15 protein-coding genes are annotated in these 17,660 nt (G+C 56.9%); all 15 read right to left on the bottom strand.

What is annotated here, in order from left to right; genetic code table 11:
• Positions 1-3: 3 nt before the first annotated feature.
• Positions 4-522 carry a tripartite tricarboxylate transporter TctB family protein gene (locus AAC599_RS03865; protein ID WP_340149089.1) on the bottom strand — a complete coding sequence of 173 codons (519 nt, stop codon included), beginning with the start codon at positions 520-522 and terminating at the stop codon, positions 4-6.
• The gene (locus tag AAC599_RS03860) at positions 519-2,036 is read right to left on the bottom strand and encodes a tripartite tricarboxylate transporter permease (protein WP_340149088.1); all 1,518 of its coding nucleotides are present in this window, start codon (positions 2,034-2,036) and stop codon (positions 519-521) included. The genes AAC599_RS03865 and AAC599_RS03860 overlap by 4 nt, the downstream gene beginning before the upstream one ends.
• A gap of 101 nt (positions 2,037-2,137) precedes the next feature.
• Complete coding sequence (locus AAC599_RS03855; protein WP_340149087.1) at positions 2,138-3,139, bottom strand: tripartite tricarboxylate transporter substrate binding protein; 1,002 nt, start codon at positions 3,137-3,139, stop codon at positions 2,138-2,140.
• A gap of 237 nt (positions 3,140-3,376) precedes the next feature.
• Positions 3,377-4,732, bottom strand: coding sequence for a biotin carboxylase N-terminal domain-containing protein (locus AAC599_RS03850; protein WP_340149086.1), 1,356 nt, complete (start codon positions 4,730-4,732; stop codon positions 3,377-3,379).
• Positions 4,733-4,808: 76 nt separating this feature from the next.
• The gene (locus tag AAC599_RS03845; protein WP_340149085.1) at positions 4,809-6,755 is read right to left on the bottom strand and encodes a TRAP transporter fused permease subunit; all 1,947 of its coding nucleotides are present in this window, start codon (positions 6,753-6,755) and stop codon (positions 4,809-4,811) included.
• A gap of 136 nt (positions 6,756-6,891) precedes the next feature.
• A complete protein-coding gene (locus AAC599_RS03840) occupies positions 6,892-7,872 on the bottom strand; it encodes a TAXI family TRAP transporter solute-binding subunit (RefSeq protein WP_340149084.1) in 981 nt (326 codons plus the stop codon).
• Between the two features lie 77 nt (positions 7,873-7,949).
• On the bottom strand, positions 7,950-9,566 hold the full coding sequence (locus AAC599_RS03835) for a carboxyl transferase domain-containing protein (protein ID WP_340149083.1): 1,617 nt from the start codon (positions 9,564-9,566) through the stop codon (positions 7,950-7,952).
• On the bottom strand, positions 9,548-9,769 hold the full coding sequence (locus AAC599_RS03830) for an acetyl-CoA carboxylase biotin carboxyl carrier protein subunit (protein ID WP_340149082.1): 222 nt from the start codon (positions 9,767-9,769) through the stop codon (positions 9,548-9,550). Before AAC599_RS03830 ends, AAC599_RS03835 begins: the two co-directional genes overlap by 19 nt.
• Positions 9,770-9,793: 24 nt before the next feature.
• Positions 9,794-11,353, bottom strand: coding sequence for a carboxyl transferase domain-containing protein (locus AAC599_RS03825; protein WP_340149081.1), 1,560 nt, complete (start codon positions 11,351-11,353; stop codon positions 9,794-9,796).
• Positions 11,350-12,633, bottom strand: coding sequence for a CoA transferase (locus AAC599_RS03820; protein WP_340149080.1), 1,284 nt, complete (start codon positions 12,631-12,633; stop codon positions 11,350-11,352). Before AAC599_RS03820 ends, AAC599_RS03825 begins: the two co-directional genes overlap by 4 nt.
• A gap of 13 nt (positions 12,634-12,646) precedes the next feature.
• On the bottom strand, positions 12,647-13,345 hold the full coding sequence (locus AAC599_RS03815) for a GntR family transcriptional regulator (RefSeq protein WP_340149079.1): 699 nt from the start codon (positions 13,343-13,345) through the stop codon (positions 12,647-12,649).
• Positions 13,346-13,665: 320 nt separating this feature from the next.
• Positions 13,666-14,433, bottom strand: a complete 768-nt coding sequence (locus AAC599_RS03810; RefSeq protein WP_340149078.1) for an ABC transporter ATP-binding protein — start codon at positions 14,431-14,433, stop codon at positions 13,666-13,668.
• Between the two features lie 22 nt (positions 14,434-14,455).
• Positions 14,456-15,292, bottom strand: a complete 837-nt coding sequence (locus AAC599_RS03805; RefSeq protein WP_340149077.1) for a GNAT family N-acetyltransferase — start codon at positions 15,290-15,292, stop codon at positions 14,456-14,458.
• Positions 15,289-16,725: an amidase gene (locus AAC599_RS03800; RefSeq protein ID WP_340149076.1), complete on the bottom strand. Its 1,437-nt coding sequence runs from the start codon at positions 16,723-16,725 to the stop codon at positions 15,289-15,291. Before AAC599_RS03800 ends, AAC599_RS03805 begins: the two co-directional genes overlap by 4 nt.
• Positions 16,722-17,579: an ABC transporter permease gene (locus AAC599_RS03795; protein WP_340149075.1), complete on the bottom strand. Its 858-nt coding sequence runs from the start codon at positions 17,577-17,579 to the stop codon at positions 16,722-16,724. Before AAC599_RS03795 ends, AAC599_RS03800 begins: the two co-directional genes overlap by 4 nt.
• Positions 17,580-17,660: the final 81 nt, after the last annotated feature.

The raw sequence follows: 17,660 nt of genomic DNA, 5'->3' as shown, positions 1-17,660 counted from the left end.
GTATCAGCCTCCCGGCAGACGGACGAAAAACAGGTCCTGAAAAACATAATTAATGACGAGGCCGGCGACGACTGCCAGTACAAGCGCCGTCAGCAGCCGTACCGGATCGGGCAATCGGCCATATTTCATCGCTTCCGTCGCGACGACAAAGGCGAAAATAAACACCGGCGTCGCGAGCCAGAACGGCACATGCGGGAACAGCAAAATTGCGTAGGCCATTGTAATGGCAACGGTAACGGCCGTTCTCTTTACCATCGCGGAGCCCAGCCAGCCGGCTATCTGGCCGCTGCTTGAGCTCAGCCTGTATCCTCCGCGCCGGATCGAACGGATAAGGATAAACAGGCCCGCAATCGTCAGGAACAACCCGAGGAACCCGGGAACAATCCCAGGCACCGTATAGGCATTGATATCCAGATTCTCAAGCCGCGGCAGCCGCAAACTTTCGACAACGATGCCAATCCCGAACAGCGTCAGAATGATCGAGGAAATGAAATCCGCCTTGTTCATGGCCGGGGAACTCATGACGCCCCCCCTTCTCTTTTCCGCTTGAAGATGCCGCCCAGAAACTGCCGGATCGAAGGCATCGTCAGCACGATGAACAGCAGCGCCGACATCCATAGCACCATGCTGATCGGCCGGTCGAAGAACTGGGACAGATCACCGTCGGACAGAACAAGGCCACGGCGCAAGCTCTTGTCCAGAATATCCCCGAGCACAATGCCGAGGATAAGCGGCGCCATCGGATATTTAAGTTCGCGGAGGATGAAGCCGAAAACGCCGAAGAACAACATGATCCAGACATCGAAGGTCCGACTCGCGATCGCAAAGGCGCCAACCGTGCAGAGCACGAAGATTATCGGCATCAACCGCTCCCGCGTTACTTTCAGGACGAGCACCAGAGGCCGCGTCAGGAGCAGTCCAAGAACCCCCATGGCGATGGTTGCCAGGAAAACCATGGCAACGACGGAATAAACGAAGCCCGGCGATTCAATCATGATCAGCGGGCCGGGGCGTATGCCGTGAATAATCATCGCGGCAAGCAGTACGGCCGCTGGCGCCGAGCCCGGAACCGCCAGAGTCAACACCGGAATAAGAGCGCCCGGAACGGCGGCGTTGTTGCCGGTTTCTGCCGCCAGCAATCCTTCAACGGAGCCTTTGCCGAATTCTTCCTTGTTCTTGGAGGCCTGACGCGCCGCCGCGTAGGAAGCCCAGGACCCCATATCCTCCCCAACACCCGGGATCAGGCCCATAAGCGTCCCGATGAGGCCCGAGCGGAGGGCTGTGAATTTATATTTGTATGAATCCTTGATGCCGGTCCAGACGCTGTCCGTCTTCGCCCGTACCGCCTCATAGGCCTCATGGCGCATGACGGTGAGAATTTCCGCAAGGCCAAAGGCGCCGACCATGGCGGGCAGCAGACCAATACCGCCTGAAAGATCTGTCGATCCGTAGGAAAATCGCGGGACGGCATAGATGCCCTCCTGACCAATCGTTGCGATAAACAGGCCCAGAAAGCCCGCGACCCAGCCCTTGATCGGATCATCGAGCGACGTTAGCTGACCGGAAATGAGAACGCCAAACACGGCAAGCCAGAAAAATTCGAAAGCGCCGAATGACAAGGCGAATTCCGCCAGAACCGGGGCAATAACGGCAAGAGCGACCATCCCGATCATCCCGCCGAAGACCGACCCCGTCGTGGCGATGGCCATGGCAGTGCCCGCCTTTCCCGCGCGCGCCAGCGGAAATCCGTCCAGTGCCGTTGCCGCATTTGCCGGTGTTCCCGGAATATTGAGGAGAATGGCGCTGCGGCTACCGCCGTAAATCGCGCCGACATACATGCAGATCAGGATGAGGATGGCCTGATCAGCCTCCATCTTGAAGGTCAAGGTGGTCAGGAGTGCCACGCCGAGCGTTGCCGTCAATCCTGGCAGCATGCCAACGATGATGCCAAGTAAGGTCGCCCAGATGACATCAATGGCGGACCAACTCGTAAGAATCGCGGCCACAGAGTTGGCAAATGAAATCAAGCCGTCCATGAATTAGCTTTCCTGATCCCGGTCCCGACAGCGGTGATCGGACGAAAGATAACGTACCCTTGACGCATTATGCGTCAAGGGCGCTGTGAGAGGTTCATGCGTTATGGACGCGTGAAACCGTATTTGGTCGGATCATTTTCTGTCTTGCCGCCATCAAAGAGCAGGAAGACGTTTTGCGTCAGGGCCGGCTTAATTGCTGCCTGAGCCGCCTCACCAGAAGACGGATCGAGGATTGCACCCCGGTTAGCTGCATAGTCGGCCAGTGCCTTTGAATTGGCGATCTTGTCCGCCCAGATGGCGTTCATGGTCTCGATTACGTTCGCCGGAACGTCCTTGGGCGTCCAGATACCGAAATAGTTATTGGCAGTCTTGATGTCCGGAATCCACTGCTTGATCGACGGAATTTCACCGTAGCCTTCAATGACCAGCGGCTTGTCCGCCAGCACCGCAAGCGGCTTCAGGCGACCCGCACGGATCATTTCGGCCTGCTCGGACGCAAGCTGTGTCGTGACTTTGGTTTCACCGGATACCGTCGAGAGAACGGCCGGCTTGCCGCCATCATAGCTGACATGCCGGTATTTGCCGCCAGCTGTCTGGGCAATTGATTCCATCGCGTTATGGCCACCGGAGGTAACACCGGCGGTCGCCACCGTTACGCTGTCGGGATCGTCCTTCATCGCGGCAAGCATGTCGCCAAAATCTCCATACCCCGCATCCGGGTTCGCGCCGACAACCGCCACATTGGCGATATGCAGATACATCTGCCAATCCGTTGCCGGAACGTCGAGCATGCCGAGAACCTGATAGGCGCCCGCATCAATCGCGGCGCCGGCCGCCCATGTCAGGCCGTCATGTTCTGCCTGCCAGGCATTTGTTGTGCCGACCGAACCTGCGGCACCCGGCTGGTTGACGATCACGACCGTCTGGCCGAGAGCATCTTCAAGCTCGCCAGCAAGAACGCGTGTCACGCTGTCAGTGGAGCCACCCGCCGACCACGGAACAATAATTGTAACCGGCTTTTCAGGCTTCCAGGAATAGTCTTCTGCTTTGGCTGGTATTGCGAACAAAGCCAGCGCGGCAAGTGTTGTTAGGATGAGTTTCATTTTTATATCTCCCTGAAGGAATAAGTAACCTGCTGGATACTTAAAGGGAAGATATGGACAACGCAGGCGCCTTGTCAAGAACCCTTTTTTGCCTAACATTATGATATTGTAATATATAAATAACGGCGTCCGGGCACGTCTGTGGAGGCTTCAAAAAAAGGGCCACGGCGCGGCGTCCGGCGCGAATCGCCGCCGGAATTTCAAATTAAGATCTCAAGGTTTCAGGTGAAAATCCGTCTATTTGGAGAGCTTATCTATATAGTTTGTTGTAATCTGGACATTCTCGAAATCCGGGTCTGACAAGACCTCAAGCAGGAATTCGCGATTATTGCCAAGACCCTCGATTCTGGTTTCCTGAAGGGCCTTGCGCATTCTCTCTATGGCGGCTGTGCGGTCCTTGCCGGAGGCAATGACTTTCGCGATCATCGGATCATAGTAAGGCGTGATCTTGTCGCCCTGCGTGACCCCTGTATCAATCCGCAAATCCTCTGAATTTGGTGGAAATGCAAGAACTTCAAGGGTTCCCGGCGAGGGCATGAATTTCTTCTCCGGCCGCTCCGCATAGATACGGCATTCAATTGCATGCCCGGTCAGTCTGATATCCTCCTGTCTGGCAGAGGTATACTTTCCGGTCGCGGCCTCAATCTGGCAGCGCACCAGATCGGTTCCGGTCACCATTTCGGTCACCGCATGTTCAACCTGAATGCGTGTGTTCATTTCCAGAAAATAGAATTCCTCACGATCGCAGTCATAGATAAATTCAACCGTTCCGGCTCCGAGGTATTTCTGATGCCGTACCAGAACCAGCGCCGCTTCCTGCATCCGCTCGCGAACCCCGTCCGGCAGCTTCGGCGCGGGGGCTTCTTCAATGATTTTCTGGAACCGCCGCTGAATGGTGCAATCGCGATCGAAAAGGTGAATCCCCTCCCCGTTTCCGAAGCCGAACACCTGCATTTCGACATGACGGGCGTTGGCGACATATCTCTCCAGGAAAATCGAAGAATCACCAAAAGTGCGTTCAGCCAGATTTTGCGTCGTCTCGATTTGTGCCGCCAGCTTTTCCGGCGCGTTGACAGCACGCATTCCGATGCCGCCGCCGCCTGCCGCCGCCTTTACCAACAGGGGATATCCAATCGTTTCGGCTATCTCAGACAAATCTCCATCATCGCCAGGCCGGAACCGGCCGCTGCCCGGCAGGACCGGAACCTCAAGACTGATAGCCAGTTCCCGCGCACGCTCCTTATCGCCCATGGTGTCAATCGTCTCGGGCGCCGGGCCGATCCAGATATGCCCGGCATCCTGCACTGCCCGCGCGAATCGCGCATTTTCCGAGAGCAGGCCATATCCCGGATGAACCGTATTTGCACCGCTTGTCTTCATTACGCTTAAGATTGCATTGATATTGAGATAACTCTCTTTCACCGGTGCGGGGCCGATTTCATAGGCCTCATCCGCTATCCTGACATGCAGTGCCTCCTTGTCCGCTTCAGAATGGACAGCGATAGTGGGAATCCCCATTTCCTGACAGCTCCGGATGATACGGCAGGCAATCTCACCGCGATTGGCAATCAGTAATTTCTCAACGGCTTTCATGATCTTCTTTCACTTGTTATTGCTTTTTCAGGAACCTGACCCTGATTATTGTGACCGAACCGAGCGGACCCGAAGGTTATTCCGTCTGGGCTTTCCTGTCTAACCATACAGCGCGCCGCTGCGTGATGACAACCGTTGCCAGAACAAGGATCGCAGCGACGTCCAGCCACCATTGATTTGCCGCCACAACCGCCCCGACAGCAACCAGAAAGATGGCTACGGGAAGGGATATCCGCTGTCGATAGAACCGCCCGCCGCCAATTGCCATCAGCATGGAGGCAATGAGCCCCATGACGAGTGACCAGACGATTTCAACGGTCCCCGCCTCCAGCAGGACAGCTGGCCGGAACACAAAAAAGAGCGGCATCACATATTTCATCAGGGCAAGCCGTATCGAGACAATGGAGACGGACCACCAGTCTGTTTTCGCGATCACCGCCGCCGTGAACACCGCCGTGCAGACGGGAGGTGTCAGCGCCGACAGCAAAGCGGAATAGAAGACGACGAAATGCGCAATAAGCGGGTCGATGCCGAGAGTGATCAACGCGGGTGCAGCAACCGCCGCCGCCAGCAGATAGGCCGCAGTCGTCGGCATTCCCATGCCCAGAACCAGCGCCACCAGCATGGACAAAACGACACCGATGAAAATCTGGCCGTCCCCGATATTGACGATCGTCTCCGACAGCTTGATCCCGGAACCGGTCAACCCGATGAGAGAGAGGGCGACCTGCGCCGTCACCAGCAAGGCAAGGATACCTGTAATGCCGAACGCGGCGGAGACAACCGCCTTTTGCAGTTTCGCAAATCTCTCCTTCAGATCGTTGCCACCGAACAGGCCGATCAGCAGATACAGCCCGACATTCGTGCAGATTGCATAGAACGCCGCCAGCGTCGGTGTATTTCCCGAGAACATGCTTGTCAGCAGCACCCCCAGAGTGATGACGAGCGGACCAATCCTCCCCGGCGCCAGAACTTCCTCTTTCGTCGGGATATCCTTTTCATCAAAGGAGCGCATATTCTCGCGGCGGGCCTCGACGTCAATCGACATCCAGACGCAGGCATAGAACAGAAACGCCGGAATAATTGCGGCATAAACAATATCTAGATAGGGAACTGACAATAGCTCTGCCATGACGAAGGCACCGGCCCCCATGATCGGTGGCGTAATCTGCCCGCCGGAGGAGGCCGTCGCTTCAACCGCACCGGCAAATTTCGACTTGTAACCCAGTCGTTTCATGGCGGGAATGGTAAACGCACCCGTGCTGGCGACATTGGCGACGGCGGCGCCGTTCAGCATGCCGAAAAGCGCACTTGACACCGTCGCGACCTTGGCCGCACCGCCCGGAAACCGCCCGGCGGCGATCAGCGCCATATCCATGAATGTCTGCGCCGCGCCTGTTGCCATCAGGAAGGCGCCGAAAATGATGAATATGGCAATGAGGTTGGCGGAAAGGCCCGTGACGGTTCCCCATATCCCCTCGGTCCCGAGATACAGATGCTCTATCAGATAGACAAAGTCAAAACCCGGATGCCCCCATGTTCCGGGAATATACTGCCCGAACATCGTATAAAGCAGCATGACAATCGCCAGAACGGGAAGCGCTGGACCGGTGGTCCGCCAAGCAGCGACAAGTAAAATCACTGTCAGTATGGAGCCGAAGACAAGTTCGACCGGCCGGACAGTGAGAATGAAAGATTCCGTGATTCTGGCTTCCTGCGTCAGGATATAGACTGTCGTCGCAACAGCCAGAACCGCAAAAATGATATCTATGATGCGGGCAAACTTATATCCGCCCCCGGACGTGCCATAAAACCGCACGAAACCGAGGAAGACAATGGCGAGCCCAAATCCGACATGGACGGCCCGTTGCGATAGCGGGGGTAATTGCCCGAAACCGGCGGTATAAAGCTGGAACAGGACAAGGGCCATACATAGAGCCCACATGACAGGGCGGTAAAGCCGGGGCAATGCGTCAAGCCCGCGTTCCTCGTCTTCGTCTTTTAGCACGTCTCCCATGCTCATCTGCCTTATCCCTGCCGTGTTTTTTTGAGCTGATTGTCGAAAGAAGGCGCGTCTGATACGCCCGCTTTTCACCTGGCGCTGCGGAGAGGCCCGATGCGCTGCACGCACCGGACCGACTTCTGCAACGCTCGCCTTCTTACTTCATTTCCGGCGGGATAAGCCGTTCGGGCACGTCCAATCCACGCGAGCGGTAGAACTTCACCGCACCGCTATGAAGGGGAATGGTAATCAGGTTCAGAGAGTCCTGCATCACATCCAGCTTGCCGAACGAAGGAAACGCCGCGACCTGCGGTCCGGGGTTATCGACAACACCTTCAAGGATGGCGATCACCTGTTCATCCGTCAGGCTGTCCGAAAGGGCAAACTGGCCGATAACCTGGACCGGAGACGTAAAGGCCGGAAAGTTTTCCACTTCATTGTCCTTGTATTTCTGGAAGTTGATGAAGGGGAATTTTTCCTTGACCTTTGCTACCTCTTCATCCGTGAACCCGAGAAGGCGAATGGGCGTGAAGGCCATCAGTTCAAGGGTCGTACCATCAAGAACGGCCGTACCGCCGGCTTTGACGTAGCCGTTCGAACGGTTGTCCTTCACCGCAGCCACCGCATCCGCGAGGCTGGCCCGGTAGAGTTCCGGTTTCACGTCAACCGCCTCCAGCATCTGGATCGCCAGCTGCTCGGTTGCGGAGCCCCGCTGACCGGGCGTGAATTCCTTACCCGCCAGATCGGAGATGGACTTGATACCGGAATCCTCACGCACAACCCAGGCCTGGAGGGCCGGCGCATGTACCCAGAGACCGCGGAGGTTCGGCATGGCATTGCCGTCGAACTTCCCGATGCCCTTATAGGCCTGATAGATCGTGGCATATGTGCCAAGGCCCATGTTAATCTGGCCCTGTCCGATCCGCTTGAGGTTATCAACGGCGCCGCCGGTCGAAATAACCGTAATATCGACGGCCTCGCCCGATTTCTCGTTAATCGCCTTGGCCGCCGCAGCGGCATAGGTGTAATGAACTGATTTAAGTGCCGTGGTACCAAACGCAATCCGGTCGGCTGCTTGTGCGCCCCCGGCTACCATAAAGACGGCGCAAATGGCCGCGAGACTGTTACGTAGTTTCATTATTATTTCCTTCCCTGTTAGAAGAATTGAATCCGCTTTCGGCAATGTCGTTTCCGCCGTCACCGGCATGGCACCCGTCAGGGTGATACTCCCGCCTTTCCTTTCGGGCCGAGATTGGCCCTGAGACGACCTTCCGCGAGCGCAATAAACTCGCAAAGGATCGGGCGGGTTTCACTCGGGTCGATAATTTCCTCGACCGCAAACGCTTCTGCTGTCCGGAACGGCGAGGCATAGGCTCTCAGTTCCGCTTCCAGTTCCTGTTCTCTGGCTTTGGGGTCTTCAGCGCTCTCGATGTCGCGGCGGAATGCGGCGGCAACGCCCCCTTCCACCGGCAAGGAACCCCATTCTCCCGTCGGCCAGCTTATTTTCAGATCGATGTCGTTCTTGTTGCAGGTGGCCATCCCGGCCATGCCATAGCATTTCCGGATCACCACCGTGAGTGTTGGCACGGTCAGCTGACCGGCCACGTAAACAGCGCGCATTCCCTCGCGCAAGGTCGCTTCCTGCTCCGCTTTAAGACCCACCATGAACCCGGGCACATCGACAAGGAAGACCAGCGGTATATGGAATGTATCGCACAGCTCCATAAAATGGATCTGCTTATGGGCCGAAGCGGCATCCATCGCACCGGAATAGATTTTCGGATTATTCGCAATGACGCCGACCGGGCGGCCATCCAGCCGTGCGAGGGAGGTTATGACCGATTTTCCGTTCGTCGGCTGAATTTCAAAGGATGATCCCTTGTCGACAATGAGGTCGATAAGGTCATGCATGCTGTAGGGTTGCGTCCTCTTTTCAGGGACGATATCCCGGAGCTTCGTCTCGCAGCGATCGACCGGATCGTCGCATGGCAGGACAGGCGGCAACTCCCAAACATTCTGCGGCATGAAGCTGAGGAAACGACGGATCTGATCAAACGCCTCCTCCTCCGAGTCAACCGCGTTATGGATTGTCCCGGCCTTGTCAACGGCCACCGCCGCGCCGCCAAGTTCCTCCTTGGTGATATCGCGCCCCAGGGATCGCTTCACAACGGGCGGGCCCGCAGCGAAAACCTGACTCGTCCCGCGCACCATGACCGAGAAATGCGATAGAATTGCGCGTCCCGCCGGCCCCCCGGCCGCAGTTCCCAACACAGCGGAGACGACAGGGACTTCCCCGAGAAGCTGAACCGAACGTTCAAAGCCGTGAACGCCCGGAAACGCAACATAGCCGCGCTTCTTGGCCGAAGTCACCGTTCCCCCGGCCCCGTCAATGAGGTTGACCAGAGGAATTTTATAGTAATGGGCGAGGTCTTCGATAAAACCGCCCTGCCCGCCCTTGCGCCGCGCCGCGCCAAAAGTCGTTCCGCCGCGAACGGTGAAATCCTCACCACCGATAGCGACGGGACGGCCATTCACGCGCGCCATCCCGGCCACATAGGGTGCCGGTGTAACCCGCACCAGCTTGTTGTTCTCGTCATATTCACCGGAACCGCCGAGTGTTCCGATCTCACGAAGGCTTTCTTCGTCAATCAGCTTGGCAAAGCGTTCACGAACCGTCAGTCGGCCGTTGGAGTGCTGCCGCTCGATTGCCGCCGGGCCACCCATTTCAAGGGCAGAAAGGCGACGAAACCGAAGTTCCTCATTTATGGCACTTCCAGCGTCTGCGCCCTCACCGGCGCTGCTATTGTCGGTTTTCAACTCTCGATCGTGCATAGCACCTGATCCTCATCCACCGATTCTTCGGGTTGCACTTTCAGCTCGGCGAGCGTGCCGTCGACCGGCGCCTCGACCGGGATTTCCATTTTCATCGATTCCAGAATCATGATGGTGTCGCCGGCTTTCACCGCATCGCCCACTTTCATCTCCACTTTCCAGACCGAGCCAATTACCTCGGAAGCAACATTCGTAATCGTCATACAAGTTTCTCCAATTTGCGGCGTTTAAAAGGTTGTCGGCCAGTTGGCCAGTTTATGGCGGCCGATCCCGCGACTGCGTCTCAACTGCTGGATCTTGAGCTCTTCAATGAGATACCTTCTGGTGTCCTGCGGGGCGATAACGCTCTGTGCCGCGAAAATCTGCGCAAGGCCGAGATAGGTGCTGTTCCGCTCCATCTCATCCCGGATGCTCTGCTTTTCACTCTCACTGACCTCGCGTCCCCAAGTGACAACCTCGGTGGCATATTGCGGATCCATGAAGCTGACTTCGGCAGTCGGCCAGACGGCAACGGAATCGGAATTCCGACCGCCCCCCATATTGAGATATGCCTGCCCGTAGCTCTTGCGCATGATTACGGAAAGCTTGGGGACCGTGCACATTTGCAAGGCCGTCATGAAATTCATGATCTTGCCTGGCGCCTTCTTTTTCTCACCCTCGATGCCAATCACGAAACCTGGTGTGTCCACCAGCATGACGATCGGAATATTGAAGGAGTCGCACATCACCAGAAAGCGCGTGACCTTTTCGCAGCCGTCGACATCCAGCGCCCCGGCCTTCGCCATCGGGTTGTTGGCAACGACACCGATAACCCCGCCATCCAGACGGCCAAGACCGGTTACGGCCGTCCGCCCGAAGCGCGGCTTGAATTCGAAAAAGCTCTCCAGATCGACAATGCAATTAATGATCTTGCGTACGTCATAGCCACGCTTGCGGCTGTCCGGTAGGATCTTCGCAATCTTCTCCGCTTCCTCATCGCTCCCCTCCGGGACCGGCGCGAGGGGCGGCGTTTCACCATTGTGAGACGGCATGTAAGACAGGAACTTCCGGATTTCGGCGAGAGCCTCCTCGTCCGTATCGACGACGCGATCCACCATGCCGGTTTCTTCGCTGTGAAGCTTCCAGCCGCCGAGATCTTCCGGTTCGACCTTCTGTCCGATGGCTAGGGAAGCGAGCGCCGGGCTTGCCACCGCGAAAACGGCGCCTTTGCGCATGACCGTAAAATCGGCAAGACAGGAGTACCAGGCGGAGGAGCCAAAACACTGGCCAAGCACCGCGGAGGCCCAAGGGGTTTCACGCTCCCGCGCATATTGATGCGGATCATTGCCGAGCATGGTTCCCATGCCTTCCGATCCCATATTGTCCGGCATCCGGGCGCCGGAAGATTCCCCAAGGAAAACAAGTGGAAAGCCGCGATCGGTCGCCGTCCGCTTGATATGACCGATCTTCTTCATATTGGTCATGCTGGAGGAGGCCCCCTTGACCGTGAAGTCATTGGAGATCACGCCGACCATACGGTCATCAATCAGGCCAAACCCGGCAACCTTGCCGTCCGCCGGTGTCTTCTCCCGGTCTTCATCAAAGACAGTAGACACACCGAGGAGACCGTTTTCCGAAAAGCTCTCCGGATCGAGAAGCGCGTCTATCCGGCTGCGGGCATTCATAACCCCGGCCGCCTCGCGCCGCGCTATTTTCTCCTTGCCCCCCATCTGCCGCGCTGCATCTTCCCGCTCACGCAGAAGATTCAGGCGGTCTTCGAGGGTTTCCGGGACGACGTCCTCGCTCATTCACTTGCTCCAACTGACTTTTCTTCTTGTTCTTTTTCATGGCCAACTGATGGCGCAGCGCTTTTTACCGTCGCGTTCCTCTCCAGCTGATCAATCTCCGCACGGGAGAGGTGCAGCTCGCTCTCGAGGACATCATATGTATCCTCCCCGCACTGTGCTCCGGCGCGCCATATCGCACCCGGCGTGCCGGAGAGCTTCGGCACTACGCCAGCGACGGCCACATCGCCGAGTGCCGGATCCGTCGCATGGACGAGCATCTCCCGCGCCTGAAAATGCGGATCATCAAATATGTCATCCATTTTGTAGATACGGGCCGCCGGGACATTTGCCGCCAGAAGTTCTTCCTCTATCTGCTCGACAGATTTTGTCCGCGTCCAGTCGCTGATAAGGCGGTCACAGTCATCTTCATTTTCGGCGCGGGCAACGGCCGTCCTGAATTTCGAATCCTCCGCAAGTTCCGGCTTGCCGATAACCTCGGCGAGCCGATAGAAAACCGGATCGGACGCGGCCGCAATCACGACAAAGCGATTGTCCAGCGTCGGATATATCGAGTTCGGCGTATTGCCGGGAAGCCGCGATCCGGCCCGCGCTGCAATCTTGCCAAGCTGCTGAAATGCCGGGACATGCGGCTCCATAAAACTGAAAGCGGATTCATAGAGAGCCGCATCCACCACCTGACCGAGGCCGGTATTGTGACGTTCCACGACCGCCATCATCGCGCCAAAAGCACCATAGAGGCCAGTAATGTAATCGGTGAGCGATGTGGCCACTCGTGGCGGTGGCCGGTCGGGATCACCCGTAATCTCGCGAAGGCCGCTGACAGCCTCGCCCACCACGCCATAGCCACTCCGGTTGCTGTAGGGGCCGGACTGGCCAAAGCCGCTGATCCGGACAAGAATCAGACCCGGGTTCTCTTCCTTGAGATCATCATACCCTAGCCCCCAGCGCTCCAGCGTGCCGGGTCGAAAATTCTCGACCACAATATCCGCGCCCAGACATAAACGCCGCACAAGTTCCCGCCCTTCCTCCTGCCGCATATTAATGGACACGAGCCGCTTATTCCGGAAGATGGATGCCCCATAGAGCGACCGCCCCTCGCGACGTGTTCCCATGGAGCGCACGGCATCGCCTTCCGGCTGCTCCACCTTGATCACATCCGCGCCAAAGTCAGCCATCAGTCTTGCGCAAAAGGGTCCGGCGACAGTAGAGCCCAGCTCAATGACACGCAGCCCCTTAAGCGGACCCGCACCATTCCTTTTATTATTGTCATCTGCTGTCATCACCGGACCGCTCTCACAGGAGAAAATCGTTGTATTTGAGGAACCATTGCCGGGCGCTGCGAATATTCTTGCGCTTCAAATCCTCCGCCCGCTCCGCATCACCGGAGCGCATGGCCTGCAAAATTTCCTGATGCTGGCGAAACCCTTCGCTGGCGCGGCCCGGCACCAGCATCAGCCGCCGCGTCATGCTCAGCACCCGGTCATAGATATCGTCCAGCAATCCCCGGAGCGTACCGCTGCCAGCGGCATCGATACAGCTCTGGCGAAATTCCGCGATGGCCGCCATATAGGCGTTGAAGTCATTTTCGGCGACGGCCTTCTCCAGATCGTCCCCGAACAGCTCTATCAGGCCGTCCCAATACTCAGGCTCGGCATTCTGTGTCGCCAGCCGGACCATCAGGCCTTCCAGCACTTCGCGAACATCGAACAGCTCCAGAAAGCTGTCTGCCTCCAGCCGCATGACAACGGCACCCTTGTTCGGAATCCGCTCGATCAGGCCACGCTCCTCCAGTATGCCGAACGCATCGCGAACGCGGGAACGGGAAACACTAAACTCTTCCGCCAGTTCATTTTCACGAATGCGGGAGCCAGGTGGCATCTGATTATTGACAATGCGCCGACGCAGCTCATCCACCAGCCGGTCCGTATCGGAAACCGCCGGTTTGAGGGGCGATTCTATGCCCGGTAATTTGGTGACATTTCTGCTGTTCATAACGTCTTTGTTTTTTGATTTATTCCCTGTTCTAAAAACGATATGTATTGCCGATAATATTGTCAACAATATATTTTGCAATTATGTCGCCAAAAATAATAGGGCGCTAAAATGGAAATAATTCCGCAGAATTTAGCCAATTTTTCCGATTTTCGGAAACCGATTCTATTCAGATATAAAGAAGAAAACGGATAAATTTGCAGTACAGATACCTGTTCCTGCCCGCTGACCCGCAGCAAATTTCATAAGAGCAAAGCCTATGAGTATCGACCTAAATACCGGCGATACATATCGCCGTTCAGGAGTGAACAGGGCGCGTTTTAGTCGACGCCCAGCAGGTCGTAAATCTTGCGAGTATAGGTGCCAAATTCGGGTTCAGTGACCATGGAAAGGTGCCGCGGCACCCCAAGCTCGATCGGGAAATAGGAGGCCATGCGCGCAGGTCCAGCCGTCAATACGGCGCAATGGGTGCCGAGGAAGACCGCCTCCTGAATGCTGTGGGTCACGAAAAGGACTGTCTTGCCCGACTTCCGCCAGATCTGGTGAAGTTCCGTATTCATCTTCTCCCGCGTCAGCGCATCCAGCGCGCCAAACGGCTCATCCATCAGAACGATTTCAGGATCATGCACAAGGGAGCGGGCAATGGCCGCCCGCTGCTGCATCCCGCCGGACAGCTCATAGGGGTAGACTTCCTCAAAACCCCTGAGACCGACCATTCCAAGCAGGTCTTTTGCCCGATCCCGGGATTCCTTCATGGGAAGGCCGAGTATTTCGGCAGGCAGCAAAACATTATCCATAATTTTCCGCCATTTCAGCAACAGCGCCTGCTGAAACACCATACCGATGTCACGGCTTCGGTCTATCGGGCGCTCCGCATTGCCGATTTCGATGGTTCCCGCCTCAACCGGGATCAGATCCGCGATGATTTTCAGGATCGTCGACTTCCCGCATCCGGAGGGTCCGACCAGAGAGATGAAGTCCCCGGCGTTGATCTCCATGCTGACGTCGGAAACGGCAATCGTCTCTTTTTCCCTGGTGCGATAGATTTTCTTGATACCGGAAAGATTAATTATCGTGTTCGCAGACATTATTTTCCAACTTTCAGTTCAATCACCCAAGTTCAGGCCCGGCGGCGGCATAGGCCAAGGCAGGATCGCCCATCGTTCTGACAGTCCCGCGTATCATCCGCGTGAAGCCACGTTGAACCGTGAACCCGCAGGCCATCAGATGCGACGCAAACCCCTCCTGCGCGTCAAAGGCATCGATGGTTATCGTGCCGGAGATCGAGGCAATGGCTGTATCGAGCAGGTTTTTTGCCGCCGCTTCATCATTCGCCGACACCGGTCCGAGTTGCGTGACACCCCGCCCTTCCCGGCCAAGGAGAAACCCCGCCTCATGATCGGCAACAAATGCCGGGCCGCGCGTCATCAAATCGCCGAGGATAGAGGGACGATACGCCCCGAACACCTTCGCGTCATAGTATGCTATCCAGGTCAATGCCTCCGCCTGTGCAGGAGACGCCATCGCCTTTCCGCCAGACACGCCACCTTCACGCCGCCATCGGGAAATGCCGAGCAGATCGTGAAAGCCCATCTGGGAATATACGGTACGGCCGGCCGGCGTGGCATCCAGCAGCGGCGTAATCCCTCTCTCTTCCAGCCAGTCGCAGCATTTATCGACCAGCTTCGTGGCCAGCCCTTTTCTCTGCCAGCTCTTAGTCACCAGGATCATACTGATCCAGCCGTACCGGTCATCCATCGGCAGGGCGACACCGGAGGCAATCGGAACACCCGAGGGATCGCGAAACCCGGCGCAATAGCCGAGCCCCATCATCAATCGCCAGTCATCCGCGACCTGTGTCCAGCCCGCCTCCCCCGAAAGACTGAGAACCGCCTCCATATCATCAGGCGTCAGATCATCAAAAGTGAGCGCGTCAACGGATGTCATGATATAGCAGCATCCTGTTTTCCATACTGCGGTTTGATATCCTCCCAGGGCAGAATTTTCTCAAACTGCCGCGCGGCCTGCAGGACCGCCAAATCGGCAAACTGCGGCCCGACGATATGCATCCCGATGGGCATGCCGCTGGTGGCAAATCCGCATGGGATACTCGCCGCGGGCTGGCGTGTCATATTGAACGGGGAGGTAAAAGGTATCCAGTCATACCGCCCGCCGCCTTCGGGCGCGTCCTGTTCAGCCGGGAAAGCCTGCGCCGAAATCACCGGTGTGAGCAAGATATCGTATGTCTTGTGGAATTCAGCCATCTGCCGGTGCAGCTCGGCCCGCTCCATTTCCGCATCAAAATGCTTGGCCAGATCAGCCCCGCGCGACGCCTCAATCTCCGCGGCGATCATCGGGTCCACCTTTGCCATGGCCTCAGGTCCGAGATGACGAAACGCATAGTCGGCAAAGCCCTTCTTGAGCCGCTCCATAGCTTCAATAGGACTCTCCATAACCTTATCGACAATGTCGATATTGGCGCCATTGGCCGCAAGTTTATCGATGGCACGCCTGACAACAGCTTCAAGTTCTGGGTCAACTTCCGCATAGCCCATGGTCGGGCTATAAGCGATACGCAAGGCAGATAAATCACGATCGTCCAGCCTCTCCTCATAGGCGACCGGATCATAGGGCAAGGCACCGAAATCGCGCGTATCCGGACGGGAGATCACGCTCAGCATCATCGCCGCATCTGTCACATTTCGTGTGATCGGTCCGAAGCCCGCCAGGCTCGCATAGGGTGTCGGCGGAAACATCGGTACGCGGCCGCCACTCGGTTTATGCCCGAAAACGCCGCACAGGCTCGCCGGAATTCGAATGGACCCGCCCGCATCCGTTGCAAGCGCAAGCGGCCCGAGCCCGGAGGCAACGGCGGCAGCGGCTCCGCCACTGGAACCACCGGGTGTGAGTGCCGGGTTCCATGGATTGCGGGTAATGCCGGTCAGTGCGCTGTTGGTCACCGGTTTCGAGGCAAACTCCGGCGTTGTCGTCTTGCCGAATATGACGGCGCCTGCCTCGCGCAGCCTCGCGACAGCGGGTCCATCGACATCCCATGGCTGATCCGGGCTGATCGTCAGCGATCCGCGCAATGTAGGCCAGCCCTTTGTCAGGATAATGTCCTTGACGGAAACCGGAATACCGTCAATGGCGCTTAAGGGTTGGCCCGCCTTCCATCGGCGTTCGGATGCCCTCGCCGCTTCCAGTGCCGCATCCCGATCCAGCACGCAAAAAGCATTAAGCACAGGCTCCAGCTGCTCCAACCGTGCAAACAGATTTTCCGTTACATCAACCGGTGACAGCCCCCCGCTGTGATATGCGTGGGAAAGATCATGGGCGGATTTGAAGGCAAGCTCTGCCGTCATGTCGGCATCCGAACTCACGACTGACCTTCCAGACGCGCATCTTTCGGCACGAAAATACTCTCAAGCAAAGTGACAAAGCTGAACAGGCCAATGCCCAGAACGCTCAGCAGGATGACCGCCATGAACATCGCCGCAGTATCCAGCGTCGATTGCACCTGGATCATCAGATAACCGAGACCCTGACTTGATGCCACAAACTCCCCGACAATCGCCCCGGCAAGCGCCAGAATAGCGCCGACTTTCATGGAGGAGAAGATATAGGGCATTGCGCCCGGAAGCTGGATTTTCCGGAAAATCTGCCAACGAGTGCCTTTCAGCGCCCGTACAAGGTCCAGCAGGTCCGGCTCCACCTCTCGCAGGCCACGCCCGGAGGTAATCAGGATCGGGAAGAACGACAGAATAAAAGCAAAGAACACATTCGTTCCGATGCCATAGCCAAACCAGACGATGAGAAGCGGCCCAAGGGCAATTTTCGGGATCATGCTAAAGGTGACGAACAGGGGAAACAATGTCGTCTGCAAGCTCCGGAACCAGGAGAACAATAACGCCAGCAGCACGCCGACAACTACCGCCAGGCAGTATCCGGCAAATATCTCCCATGCGGTGATCATGGTATTTTCCAGCCACTGATATTGCGGTTGGGTAAGCGTCGCGAAAGTCTCCCCCGGGGAGGGCAGGATCAGCTTATGCACAAGACCAGTTGCCGTCACCGCGTACCACAGGACAACAACCATGATATGGACAAATGCAACAACGGAATATCGCGGCAGATTGGTAATGAATTGCGGCCAGTGTCTGGCAAACCAGCCGGTCGGGCGTCGCTGGACCGACATCTCGTTATCAGGATTCGATTTCGCACTTGCCTCGCCCATTCGCATCCCCTACCCAGATCAAGCAATAATCATCCAAACAGTTGGTTGATTATTAAATGGATGAATATCGGCTGTCAATAA

It is taken from the genome of uncultured Sneathiella sp. (assembly GCF_963976355.1).
Classification (GTDB): Bacteria; Pseudomonadota; Alphaproteobacteria; order Sneathiellales; family Sneathiellaceae; genus Sneathiella.
Note: the sequence above shows the minus strand (reverse complement) of the source record. Positions and strands in the feature narration are given on the sequence as shown.

Coding starts and splice junctions, on each gene's coding strand:
- AAC599_RS03865 (WP_340149089.1), bottom strand. CDS start 522: ATGAGTTCCCCGGCCATGAACAAGGCGGATTTCATTTCCTCGATCATT.
- AAC599_RS03860 (WP_340149088.1), bottom strand. CDS start 2,036: ATGGACGGCTTGATTTCATTTGCCAACTCTGTGGCCGCGATTCTTACG.
- AAC599_RS03855 (WP_340149087.1), bottom strand. CDS start 3,139: ATGAAACTCATCCTAACAACACTTGCCGCGCTGGCTTTGTTCGCAATA.
- AAC599_RS03850 (WP_340149086.1), bottom strand. CDS start 4,732: ATGAAAGCCGTTGAGAAATTACTGATTGCCAATCGCGGTGAGATTGCC.
- AAC599_RS03845 (WP_340149085.1), bottom strand. CDS start 6,755: ATGAGCATGGGAGACGTGCTAAAAGACGAAGACGAGGAACGCGGGCTT.
- AAC599_RS03840 (WP_340149084.1), bottom strand. CDS start 7,872: ATGAAACTACGTAACAGTCTCGCGGCCATTTGCGCCGTCTTTATGGTA.
- AAC599_RS03835 (WP_340149083.1), bottom strand. CDS start 9,566: ATGCACGATCGAGAGTTGAAAACCGACAATAGCAGCGCCGGTGAGGGC.
- AAC599_RS03830 (WP_340149082.1), bottom strand. CDS start 9,769: ATGACGATTACGAATGTTGCTTCCGAGGTAATTGGCTCGGTCTGGAAA.
- AAC599_RS03825 (WP_340149081.1), bottom strand. CDS start 11,353: ATGAGCGAGGACGTCGTCCCGGAAACCCTCGAAGACCGCCTGAATCTT.
- AAC599_RS03820 (WP_340149080.1), bottom strand. CDS start 12,633: ATGACAGCAGATGACAATAATAAAAGGAATGGTGCGGGTCCGCTTAAG.
- AAC599_RS03815 (WP_340149079.1), bottom strand. CDS start 13,345: ATGAACAGCAGAAATGTCACCAAATTACCGGGCATAGAATCGCCCCTC.
- AAC599_RS03810 (WP_340149078.1), bottom strand. CDS start 14,433: ATGTCTGCGAACACGATAATTAATCTTTCCGGTATCAAGAAAATCTAT.
- AAC599_RS03805 (WP_340149077.1), bottom strand. CDS start 15,292: ATGACATCCGTTGACGCGCTCACTTTTGATGATCTGACGCCTGATGAT.
- AAC599_RS03795 (WP_340149075.1), bottom strand. CDS start 17,579: ATGGGCGAGGCAAGTGCGAAATCGAATCCTGATAACGAGATGTCGGTC.